Origin of the sequence: Streptomyces sp. NPDC051822 (assembly GCF_044452745.1) — a bacterium.
GTDB lineage: Bacteria > Actinomycetota > Actinomycetes > Streptomycetales > Streptomycetaceae > Streptomyces.
The window spans coordinates 297,858-310,417 of record NZ_JBITBZ010000011.1 but is presented as its reverse complement, the minus strand read 5'-3'; the positions used below and the strand labels follow the sequence as shown (position 1 = coordinate 310,417).

Sequence of the window (12,560 nt, the reverse complement as noted above, 5' to 3'; positions counted from 1 at the left end):
GCGAGGAGTTCGTCGAGGGCCTCGGGCCGGCCGGCCACGACGGTCGAGGAGGGGCCGTTGACGGCAGCGACGGAGAGGTGTCCGGACCAGGTGGTGAGGAGCTCTTCCGCCTTCGCCTCGGGGAGGGCGATCCAGGCCATGCCGCCGCCTCCGGAGAGGACGCGGAGTGCTTTGGAGCGGAGGGCGACGACGCGGGCGCCGTCGTGGAGGGTGAGGCCTCCGGCGACGACGGCGGCGGCGATCTCGCCCTGGGAGTGTCCGACGACGGCGATGGGGTTGACTCCGCTGGCGCGCCAGAGGGCGGCGAGGGCGACCATCATGGCCCAGGAGGCGGGCTGGACGACGTCGACCCGGTCCAGGCCGGGGGCGCCTTCCTCGCCGCGGAGTACGGCGGTGAGCTTCCAGTCGACGAACGGAGACAGTGCCGCTTCGCACTCGTCGATGACGCGGGCGAACTCGGGCGAGGAGGCGAGCAGTTCGACCGCCATGCCGGCCCACTGCGAACCCTGCCCCGGGAACACGAACACGGCACGGGAAGGGGACACACCGTTCTGGCCGTCGATCTCGCGCGAGGCCAGTGCGTCGAGGCCGGCGAGGAGTCCGTCGCGGCCGTCGGTGCCGGGGATGACGGCCCTGGATTCGAAGGCGGAGCGGCCGGCGGCCAGGGAGAACGCGACGTCGGCGGGGCTGAGTTCCGGCCGTGCCCGTACGTGCTCCGCCAGTCGGCCCGCGGCCTCGGCCAGCGCGTCGGCGGAACGCGCAGACACCACCCACGGCAGGCCGTCCCCGCTCAGCCCGGCCACCTCGACCGGGGATTCCTCCGCCGTGTCCTCGTCGGCGGGGGCTTCGGCGAGGACGACGTGGGCGTTGGTTCCGCTGATGCCGAAGGAGGAGACACCGGCCCTGCGGACCCTGTCCTCGGCGGCGGGCCAGGGGCGTGGTTCGGTCAGTACCTCGACGCCGCCGGACTCCCAGTCGACCAGCTCACTGGGCTTGCTGACGTTGAGCGAGGCGGGCAGCTCACCGTGCTGGAGTGCCATGACCATCTTGATGACGCCGCCGACACCGGCGGCGGCCTGGGCGTGTCCGAGGTTCGACTTGAGCGATCCCAGGAGGAGCGGCCTGTCGCCGTCCCGCTTGCTGCCGTATGTGGCGAGGAGGGCTTGTGCCTCGATGGGGTCGCCGAGGACGGTGCCGGTGCCGTGGGCTTCGACGGCGTCGACGCCGGAGAAGGAGATTCCGGCGTCCTGGACGGCGGCGCGGATGACGCGTTCCTGGGCGGGGCCGCTGGGTGCGGTGAGGCCGTTGGAGGCGCCGTCCTGGTTGACGGCCGTGCCGGCGACCACGGCGAGCACGTTGTGGCCGAGGCGTCGGGCGTCGGACAGGCGCTCGACGACCAGGACACCGACGCCCTCGGCCCACGCGGTGCCGTCCGCGTCCGCCGAGAAGGACTTGCAGCGGCCGTCCTCCGCGAGTCCCCGCTGCCGGGAGAACTCCACGAAGATGCCCGGGGTCGACATCACGGTCACGCCGCCCGCCAGAGCGAGCGAACACTCACCCGACCGCAGGGCCTGGACCGCGAGGTGCAGTGCGACGAGGGACGACGAGCACGCCGTGTCCACGGTCAGCGCCGGGCCCTGCAGGCCGAGGGTGTAGGCGACGCGGCCGGACGCCACGCTCGACGTCGTTCCCGTGAGCCCGAACCCCGTGGCGGCCGCCCCGGCTTCGCCGAGCCTCGGACCGTACTCCTGGGCGATCGCCCCGAGGAACATGCCCGTCGACGTGCCGTGCAGCGAACCGGGCGTGATGCCGGCCCGCTCCAGGGCCTCCCACGACACCTCGAGGAGCAGCCGCTGCTGCGGGTCCATCGCCAGGGCCTCACGCGGCGAGATCCCGAAGAAGGCGGGATCGAACTCGGCGGCGCCGTCGAGGAAACCACCGTTGCGCACGTAGGACGTGCCGGCGTGGTCCGGATCGGGGTGGTAGAGCCCGTCCAGATCCCAGCCCCGGTCGGTGGGAAGACCGGAGATCACGTCCCGCCGCTGGGCGACGACCTGCCACAGCGACTCGGGGGAGTCCACCCCGCCCGGGAACCGGCACCCCATGCCGACGATCACGATCGGATCGTTGGTGCCCGCTTCCAGTTCGCGGACCCGCTGACGGGACTGGTGCAGGTCGAGGGTGAGGCGCTTGAGGTATTCGACCAGTTTGTCGTTGTCCGTTGTTGTCATGGTGAGGATGCCCCCGTAGGCGTCGTGAAGCCGTGCTGTGCGTACGCGCGGAGCCGGGCGTGACGGCCCGTGCGACGTGCCTGAGCACGTCGCGCGCGGCGAACAGGATGAGCTGGGCGAACAGGATGAACAGGCGGGCCGTGGGGAGGTCCGCGAGGCGGAGGTGGGTCAGAGTTCGGTGTCGATGAACGCGAGGAGTTCGTCGACCGACGCCGACTGGACCCGTGCGGTCAGGTCGGCGGATTCCTGGGTGCGCTGAGCCGGTACGCGGACCACCAAGGCCTGCAGTCGCTGGACGATCTCGGCTCTGACATCGTCCTGGGTGTCGTCGTCCAGGTCGGCGAGGGCCGCCTCCAGCCGGTCGAGTTCGACCAGGCCGGGTACGGCGTTCGGGTCTGCGGAGTCGACAGCGTCGGCGGTGTCGGCGTGGCGGGTGGAACCCTCGGATTCCGTGTCGTCCGGTGCCAGTTCGGTGCGCAGGTGCGCCACGACGGCGAGCGGCGTGGGGCAGTTGAAGAGGAAGGTGGCGGGCAGCCGCAGATCGGCGCTGGTCTGCAGCCTGTTGCGCAGTTCCACGAGGGTGAGCGAGTCGCAGCCCATGTCCTTGAAGGGCCGGTCGGCGGGGATGCCGGCCGCGGAGGACCGGCCGAGTACGGCGGCGGCCTGTACGCGTACGAGATCGAGCAGGAGCTCCTCGCGCTCGGCGGCGCTCAGCACGGCGAGCCGGTCGCGCAGGGTCCCGGTGGCCGGGGTCGTGACCGCGGCCGACGCCTGGGCCGGTCGCGGGGCGGCAGGAGCCAGGTCACGCAGTACGACGGGGAGTTGCGCTCCGAGGGCGCCGAGCGCGGCACGGTCCAGGGGTGCGGGAACGAGTGCGGCGGCGTCCGTCCGCAGTGCCGCGTCGAGCAGGGCGAGGCCCTCCGCCCGGTCGATGGGCGCGAGGCCGGTCCTGGCGATCCGTACCCGGTCGGCCTCGGACAGGGCGCCCGCCATCCCGGCGGCACCCGGCCTTCCCGCCGTGTCCGCCCACATCCCCCAGGCCAGGGAGAGCGCGGGGAGACGCCGTGCCCTGCGGTACTGGGCCAGGGCGTCCAGGTAGGCGTTGGCGGCGGCGTAGTTGCCCTGGCCGGCGCCACCGATGACACCCATGACGGAGGAGAAGAGGACGAACGCCGAGAGATCCTGGTCCACGGTCAGTTCGTGCAGGTTCCGGGCCGCTGTGGCCTTGGCGGCGAGCACGGTGTCCAGGCGCTCGGGGGTGAGCGCGGTGATCACGCCGTCGTCGAGCACTCCCGCGGCATGGACGACGGCGGTGAGCCGTACGCCGGTGAGGAGCCGCGCGAGCGCGTCGCGGTCGGCGGTGTCACAGGCGGCGAGCGTGACCTCGGCGCCCAGTTCACTCAGCTCGGCGGCGAGTTCCCCGGCGCCGGGTGCGTCGGCGCCACGGCGGCTGACGAGCAGCAGGCGGCGGGCGCCGTGCCCGGTGACCAGGTGCCGGGCGACCAGTCCGCCGAGGGCCCCGGTGGCGCCGGTGACGAGGACCGTGCCGTCCGGATCGATGGCCGTGGGCAGGGTGAGCACCACCTTGCCGATGTGCCGGGCCTGGCTGACGTACCGGAACGCCTCCGGCGCCCTGCGGACGTCCCACGTGCTGAACGGCAGCGGCGTCAGCGCACCCGACGACAGCAACGTCAGGACGGCCGTGAGCATCTCGGCGATCCGTTCTGCCGGCTCCTGGAGCAGGTCGAAGGAGCGGTAGTCCACTCCGGGGTGGTCGGCCGCGACCACCGCGGGGTCGCGCAGGTCGGTCTTGCCCATCTCCACGAAGCGGCCGCCGTGCGGCAGCAGCCTCAGGGAGGCGTCCACGAACTCACCGGCGAGGGAGTTCAGTACGACGTCCATGCCGCGGCCTCCGGTGGCCGTGCCGAACGCGGCCTCGAAGTCCAGGGTGCGCGACGACGCCAGGTTCGACCCGTCCAGGCCGAAGGCCCGCAGGGCGTCCCACTTCGCGGGGCCCGCCGTGCCGTAGACCTCCGCCCCGAGGTGCCGGGCGAGCTGGACGGCGGCCATGCCGACACCGCCCGCGGCGGCGTGGATCAGGACGCGCTCGCCCCGGGCCAGACCGGCGAGGTCGACCAGGGCGTGGTAGGCGGTCAGGAACACGATGGGCGCGGAAGCCGCCTGGGCGTACGTCCAGTCGGCGGGCATCACGGCGACCCGCCGGTGGTCGGCGACGGCCACCGGGCCGAACGCCCCGGAGAACAGGCCCATGACCCGGTCGCCGACGGCGAGCCCCGGGACACCGGGCCCGACCTCGGTCACCACACCGGCCCCTTCGAGGCCGAGCAGACCGGGGTCGCCGGGGTAGAGGCCGAGGGTGTTCAGTACGTCACGGAAGTTGACGCCCGCCGCGCGCACCGCGACGCGAACCTCGCCCTCGCCCAGCGGGGCCAGGTTCTCGGGGCAGGGCGCGAGCGCCAGGTGGTCCAGGGTTCCGCGTTCGCGCACCTCGAGCCGCCATGCGGTCACCCCGGCCGGGGGTACCAGGGCACTGCCGGCCGTCGCCCGGCCGAGCCGGGGCACGAGCGGGGCCCCGTCGCGTACCGCGAGCTGCGGTTCCGTGCCGATCAGGCGCAGTGCGGCACGGCAGTCGGCGGCGGATTCCACGTCGAGGAGTGCGACCCGCCCGGGGTTCTCGGTCTGCGCCGAGCGTGCCAGGCCCCATACGGCCGCGGCGTCCGGGTCCACGTCGGCGTCGGGTGCCGTGGCGACGGCCGCTCGGGTGACGAGCACGAGCCGGGAGTCGGCGAGACGGTCGTCGCCCAGCCAACCCTGGAGGAGGGCGAGCGCGCGGTGTACGGCGGGCCTGGCCCCGACGGCCGTGCTCGGCGCGGAGTCGAGGTCCGCCAGCGGCGCGAAGACCACCGCGGGAGCGGGAAGGCCCGTGTCGAGGGCCTGGGCCAGTGCCGTGAGATCGGCGTACCGCGGGCCGACGCCGAGGTCCGCGGAGCCGAGCACGACGGCCGGAGACGGTTCCGAAGCGGACGGACCGGAATCGGACGGACCGGAAGCGTGGTCCGATTCCGACGTGGCCGGCTTCCAGTCCAGACGGTGCAGCGACCGGGGTACGGCCACGGTGTCGCTCACCGGGCGCAGGAGCAGTTCCTCGACCTCGGCGATCACCGCGTGGGACTCGTCGAACAGGGTCAGCGACATCGCGTCGGGCCCGGTGGGGGCGATCAGGACGCGGGCCGCGCGGGCACCCGGCTGGTGGACGGTCACGCCGCGCCAGGAGAAGGGCAGCAGACGGCGGTCGCCGTCGTCCAGGGCGGCCATGACGATCGGGTGCAGTGCCGCGTCGAGCAGCGCCGGGTGCAGCCCGAAGGAGGCGGCGTCGGTGACGGACGGCGGCAGGGCGACCTCGGCGATCAGCTCCGTGCCGTCCCGCCACGCGGCCCGCAGGCCACGGAAGACCGGGCCGTAGGCGTAGCCCGCCGCGGCGAGTCCGTCGTAGCAGCCGTCGAGCGGCAGCGACTCGGCATCGGCGGCGGCCCGTCGGCCCGTGGCCGTCGCGGCCGCCGTGTCGTGCGGCGCGAGCGTGCCGGTGGCGTGCAGCGTCCACGGCTCGGTGGTGCCGTCCGGCGTCTCGGTGCGGGCGTGCACGGTCACCACCCGCTGACCGTCGTCGCCGGGGGCGGCCACCAGGACCTGTACCTCGGTACGGCCCTCCTCGGGGATCACCAGGGGGGCGAGCAGGGTGAGTTCCGCGACGCGCGGCGTGCCGGTCTGCGAACCCGCGCGGGCGGCGAGCTCGAGGAAGGCGGTGCCGGGCAGCAGGACCGAGCCGAGCACGGCGTGGTCGGCGAGCCAGGGGTGGGTGCGGCGGCTGAGCCTGGCGGTCAGCGCGGTCTGCCCTGATTCGGCGAGTTCGACGGCGGTGCCGAGCAGCGGATGGCCGGCCGGTCCCTCGGTGCCGCGCGCGGTCAGCCAGTACCGCTCACGCTGGAAGGCGTACGTGGGCAGGCCGGGCGTCGGGCCCGGGCCGAACACGGCCCGCCAGTCCGGGGTACGGCCCCGGACGTGCAGGGCGGCGAGCGCGGCCGCCAGCGTGCGGCGCTCGGACCGGCCGCGGCGCAGCACGGGGACGAAGGCCAGCGCGTCGTCGTCCAGAGAGTCCTGGCCCAGTGCCGACAGCACGCCGTCGGGGCCGAGTTCGAGGAAGGTCCGCATTCCGAGGTCGTGGAGGGCGGCGAGTCCGTCGGACATCCGCACTTCCCGGCGCACCTGCCGGACCCAGTAGTCGGCGGTGACGTCGACGGGGCCGCCGGTGACGGTGGACACCATCGGGATGCGCGGCTCCGCGTACCGGACGTTCGCGGTGACGGCGGCGAACGCGTCGAGCATCCCGTCCATGCGGTGCGAGTGGAAGGCGTGGCTGACGACGAGCCGCCGCGTCTTGCGGCCGGTGGCGGCGAACTCGGCGGCCACCTGCTCGACGGCCTCGACGTCGCCGGAGACGACGACGGCCAGGGGGCCGTTGACGGCGGCGATGCTCACCTCGTGCTCGCGGCCCTCGAGGAGTGCGCCGACCTCGTCCTTCGACGCCTGGACGGCCATCATCGCCCCGCCGGACGGCAGGGCCTGCATGAGGCGGCCGCGCGCGGCGACCAGGGCGCAGGCGTCGGGCAGGGTGAGGATCCCGGCGACGTGGGCGGCGGCGAACTCGCCGATGGAGTGGCCGAGTACGGCGTCCGGTGCCAGGCCCCGGTCCTCGAGCAGCCGGAACAGCGCGACCTGGAGGGCGAAGAGAGCGCACTGGGTGTTCTCGGTGCGGTCGAGTGCCTCGGCGTCGTGGAACATCACGTCGCGGATCGGCGGTGTTCCGGTCACGAAGGCTCGGCAGGCGTCGAGTTCACGGCACACCGCGTCGAGCGCGGCGGCGAAGACCGGCTCCGCCTCGTACAACTCACGTCCCATTCCGACGCGTTGGCTGCCCTGGCCGGTGAAGAGGTAGGCGAGTCCGGCGTCGGGGCGCGCCGTGCCGAGCGCCAGAGCGGCGTGCGCCTCACCGCGCCCGAGCGCGACAAGGGCGGCGACGGCCTCGGCACGGTCCTCGGCGGTGACGGCCGCGCGGTGGTCGAGGGCGGTACGGGTGGTGGCCAGGGCGCGGCCGAGGTCGCGGACGGACACGTCGTCGAAGGTGTCCAGAGCGTCGACGAGCGCGGTGGCCTGGGCGCGCAGCGCCAGGTCGGTACGGCCGGACAGCACCCAGAAGGGGGCGGAGTCGCCGCCCTCGGGACCGGCCGCGGGCACGGGCGCCTGGGCGGGGGCTTCGGCGAGGACGACGTGGGCGTTGGTTCCGCTGATGCCGAAGGAGGAGACACCGGCCCTGCGGACCTTGTCCTCGGCGGCGGGCCACGGACGCGGCTCGGTGAGGATCTCGACGCCGCCCGATTCCCAGTCGACCAGTTCGCTCGGCTTGCTCACGTTCAGGGACGCGGGCAGTTCGCCGTGCTGGAGTGCCATGACCATTTTGATGACGCCGCCGACGCCGGCGGCGGCCTGGGCGTGTCCGAGGTTCGACTTGAGCGATCCCAGGAGGAGTGGCCGGTCGTCCCGCTCGCTGCCGTATGTGGCGAGGAGGGCCTGTGCCTCGATCGGGTCGCCGAGGACGGTGCCGGTGCCGTGGGCTTCGACGGCGTCGACGCCGGAGAAGGAGATTCCGGCGTCTTGCACGGCGGCGCGGATGACGCGTTCCTGGGCGGGGCCGCTGGGTGCGGTGAGGCCGTTGGAGGCGCCGTCCTGGTTGACGGCCGTGCCGGCGACCACGGCGAGCACGTCGTGGCCGAGGCGTCGGGCGTCGGACAGGCGCTCGACGACCAGGACGCCGACGCCCTCGGCCCACGCCGTGCCGTCCGCATCGGCGGAGAACGACTTGCAGCGGCCGTCTTCCGCGAGTCCGCGCTGCCGGGAGAACTCCACGAAGATGCCCGGGGTCGACATCACCGTCACGCCGCCCGCGAGGGCGAGCGAGCATTCACCCGACCGCAGGGCTCCTACGGCCAGGTGCAGTGCGACGAGCGACGACGAGCACGCCGTGTCCACGGTCAGTGCCGGGCCCTGCAGGCCGAGGGTGTAGGCGACGCGGCCGGACGCCACGCTCGACGTCGTTCCCGTGAGCCCGAACCCGGCGGCACCCGCACCCGCCTCGCCGAGCCTCGGGCCGTACTCCTGGGCCATGACACCGGCGAACACCCCCGCCTGGGTCCCGCGCAGCGAGTCCGGGGCGATTCCGGCGCGCTCCAGGGCCTCCCAGCACACTTCGAGGAACGCGCGCTGCTGCGGATCCATCGCCAGCGCCTCACGCGGCGAGATCCCGAACAGTTCGGCGTCGAACTCGGCGGCGCCTTCGAGGAAGCCGCCGTTGCGGACGTAGGTGGTGCCCACGTGCGCGGGGTCGGGGTGGTACAGGCCGTCGAGGTCCCAGCCCCGGTCGGCAGGGAAGCCGGAGATCACGTCCCGCTGCTGGGCGACGACCTGCCACAGGGCCTCGGGCGAGTCGACCCCGCCCGGGAACCGGCAGCCGATACCGACGATGACGACGGGATCGTCCTGATCGGTACGGGCCTCCGGCGCAGCGGCCCCGGGCTGCGCGTCGGCGAGCAGCGCGGCCAGCGCGGCCGGGCTGGGATGGTCGTACACCACCGTGGTGGGAAGCTTGCGCCCGGTGGCGGTGACGAGCCGGTTGCGCAGCTCGACGACCATCGCCGAGTCGATGCCCAACTCCTTGAACGTACGCCGTGGTTCGATCTCCGATGCGGAGTCGTAGCCCAGTACGGCGGCGGTGTGCGCCCGTACGAGTTCCAGGGCGGCCGGGCCCGTGAGCGACCGGCTCGGCTCGGCCTCGTACCCGTCCTCCTCCATGTCTTCCGGGAGCGCCGCGGCCGGCGGCGTCGGCACGGTGGCCGCCGCGTGCAAAGACCGGGCGGCGTCGGACTGCCCGGAGATCCAGTGGCGGCGCCGCTGGAAGGCGTACGTCGGCAGCTCGGCGCGGTCGGAACCGGTGGTCCCGGTGGTCCCGGTGGTACGGGCGGGCAGGACGGCGGACCAGTCCACCGCCGCGCCGTGGCAGAACGCCTCGCCGAAGGCGAGCAGCAGCCGCTGCGTGCCGCCCTCTCCGCGGCGCAGGGTGCCGAGGGCGGCGACCGGCAGGTCCGCGGCCTCGGCGGTCTGCTGGACGGCGAGCGCGAGGACGGGGTGCGGGCTCATCTCGATGAACAGCTCGTGCCCCGCGTCCAGCAGCGCCCGCACGACGGGCTCGAACCGGACGGGTTCCCGCAGGTTGCGGTACCAGTAGTCGACGTCGAGCTCGGAGCCGTCGAGGGCCTCGGCGGTCACGGTGGAGTACAGCGGCACGGTTCCGGTGCGCGGCGCGATCCCGGCGAGTTCCGCCGGCAGCGTGTCGCGTACGGCGTCGACGTGCGGGCTGTGCGAGGCGTAGGCGACCGGGACGCGCCGGGTGCGGACGTCCTCGCCGTAGTGGGCGGCGAGCGCGTCCAGGTCCGCCCCGTCGCCGGCCACCACGGTCATCCCGGGGGAGTTGACGGCGGCGACGCTCAACCGCGGGTAGGCGGCGAGGTCTTCGCGCACCCGGTCGGCGGGCAGCGACACGGTGAGCATGCCGCCGCCGAGCCCGGCCAGCGCGCCGAGAGCGGTGCTCCGCACGGCGATCAGCCGGGCCGCGTCTTCCAGGGTGAGGGCGCCGCTGACGGTGGCGGCGGCGATCTCGCCCTGGGAGTGACCGACGACCGCGGCCGGTTCGACGCCCGCCGCCCGCCACAGGGCGGCCAGGCCGACCATCACGGCCCACAGGGCGGGCTGCACGACGTCGTCGCGGTCGAGGGCGGGCGCGCCGGGGCGTCCGCGCAGCACATCGGTCAGGGACCAGTCGCGGTAGGGGCGCAGGGCGCGCTCGCAGTCCTCGACGACCTGGGCGAAGACGGGGGCGCTGTCGAGGAGTTCCGCCGCCATGCCGGCCCACTGCGAGCCCTGGCCGGGGAAGACGAACACGGCCTCGCGGACGGCCCCGGGGCTGCTGCCCCGCACCGCGGCCGGGGTGACCCGGGCGTCGGCGACCGCGTCGAGGGCGGTCAGGAGTTCGTTCCGGTCGGCGCCGACCAGCACGGCGCGGTGGGTGAAGGCGGTGCGGTGGTGGGCGAGGGTCCGGGCGATCTCGGCGGCACCGAGCTCCGGGTGTGCGGCGAGGTGGTCGCGCAGACGGGCCGCCTGGGCCCGCAGCGCCTTGTCACCGCGTCCGGACAGTACCCAGGCGAGCGACTCGGCGTCGGTGTCTGTACCGGACGCGGGGCGCTCTGGCTTGTCCTCGACGGTCGCGGCGGCGGCATCCGGCCACTCGCTGAGCACCAGATGGCAGTTGGTTCCGCCCATTCCGACCGATGTCACGCCGGCGACGAGCGGTCCGTCCGGATTCGGCCACGGACCGTTTGCGGTGACGGCGGCGACCCGCAGATCGGCGAAAGGTATCTGCGGATTCGGGGATTGGTAGTTCAGGGTCGGGACGAGTTCCCGCTCTTTGATGCAGAGAATGGTCTTGACCAGACCAGCGATGCCTGCAGCGCCTTCGAGGTGGCCGATATTCGTCTTGACGGAGCCGAGCCTGAGTGGATTCTCCGGAGTGCGGGACGAGGAGAAGACGGCGCCGATGGCCGAGGCTTCTATGGGGTCGCCGACCCGAGTGCCCGATCCGTGTATTTCTACGTACTGTGCTTGTTCCAGCGGTATTCGCGCGTTTTCCCAGGCGTCACGTATGACGTGTTCCTGGGCCTTTCCGTGCGGTGTGGGAAGGGTGTCGCTCGCGCCGTCGCTGCCGATGGCGCCACCCCGCAGCAGACACAGAACGCGGTCCCCGTCGGCGATGGCCCGGCTGAGGAGCTTCAGCGTCACCACACCGCCGCCCTCACCCCGGACGTAACCGTTCGCGCGGGCGTCGAGTGCGTAACATCGTCCGTCGGGCGAGAGGCTGCCGAAGGCCGCGAGGGCGTGGGTGCTCTCCGGGGCGAGGTTGAGGTTGACGCCGCCGGCCAGTGCCACGGTGGACTCGCCGCGGCGCAGGCTCTCGCAGGCCAGATGCACCGCGACCAGCGACGATGACTGTGCGGTGTCGACCACCATGCTCGGGCCGCGCAGACCGAGGACGTACGACACCCGGTTGGCGATGATGCCGCGATTCAAGCCGGTCACCGTGTGCGCCGAGGTGGCGCCGGGGCCGGCCGCGTGGGTGAGGGCCGCGTAGTCGTCGGCGATCGCGCCGACGAAGACGCCGGTGGCGGAGTCCGCGAGCGTGGCCGGGACGATGCCGGCGTCCTCCAGCGACTCCCAGGCGAGTTCGAGCACGAGGCGCTGCTGCGGGTCCATCGCGGCGGCTTCGCGCGGGGATATCCCGAAGAACTCGGCGTCGAAGGTGTCCACACGGGGCAGGAATCCGCCCGGTCGCGGCGATCCGTCGCTCAGAGCGGCGAGATGGGCGCGATCGGCGGGCGGTTCCGCTATGGCGTCGCGGCCGTTCCTGAGGAGCTGCCAGAATTCGGCGGGGTTCGACCCGCCGGGGAATCGGCAGGAAAGTCCGACGACGGCGACAGTCCGGTCGTCGATGTGATCGGGCGCCTGATGTGGCTGCCCTACCGCCTCAATTTGGGCATGGCGGATCATGGTTTGCTTGCTCCCCCCGTGAAGCACACAATCAACGGCGTTGCCGACTCGGCGGCCCAGCCAGATTCGATTGGGACCCTAGCACCGAGTCGGCGCTCCGTAAACCAATGGCCACGGCATGTAGTTGGAATGTAAATCGATATGCCGGGGTCGGGGGGATTGGCGTCCCCGGCGAACGTTTCGTTAACTACGACGAAACAGGACGGGCCGTGAAGCGGTCACCGAGAGGCGGTCACCGAGAGGCGGCCGGTGTCTTGATTACGGCGGTCACGTCCGCCGGGGCGTGCCCCGCCGGATGCGCCTTGGTGAGCGTGCAGACGCCGTCCACGCACTGGCGCTCCAGACGGCCGCGCGAGATGGTCTGCGCCAGGCCGACCATCCAGCAGGTGGGGCAGCCGCGGAAGGCGACCAGGGCCAACGGGGCAGCGAGGAGCGTGGCCGGGCCGGCGACGGGAACCATCGCGATCGAGCCGATGATCAGCCCGAAGCCGATGGCGCCGCGCGCCAGATGGCGCGGGACGGACTTGCTGGCGAAGTTCATCGCGGGCGCCGCGGACTGCGCGGTCGCCCGGTCCTGCTCGCCCTGCGGGGGCTTCAAGG

3 protein-coding genes are annotated in these 12,560 nt (G+C 73.3%); all 3 read right to left on the bottom strand.

Annotated features, from left to right (window positions below):
* Positions 1-2,231: type I polyketide synthase (locus ACIA8N_RS29625; protein WP_399416824.1), on the bottom strand; the 2,231-nt coding region annotated here is incomplete at its 3' end.
* Positions 2,232-2,399: 168 nt separating this feature from the next.
* Complete coding sequence (locus ACIA8N_RS29620) at positions 2,400-11,903, bottom strand: SDR family NAD(P)-dependent oxidoreductase (protein WP_399416826.1); 9,504 nt, start codon at positions 11,901-11,903, stop codon at positions 2,400-2,402.
* Positions 11,904-12,192: 289 nt separating this feature from the next.
* Positions 12,193-12,501 (bottom strand): hypothetical protein, encoded by a 309-nt coding sequence (locus tag ACIA8N_RS29615; RefSeq protein ID WP_365785237.1) that lies wholly within the window; start codon positions 12,499-12,501, stop codon positions 12,193-12,195.
* Between the last annotated feature and the right edge of the window lie 59 nt (positions 12,502-12,560).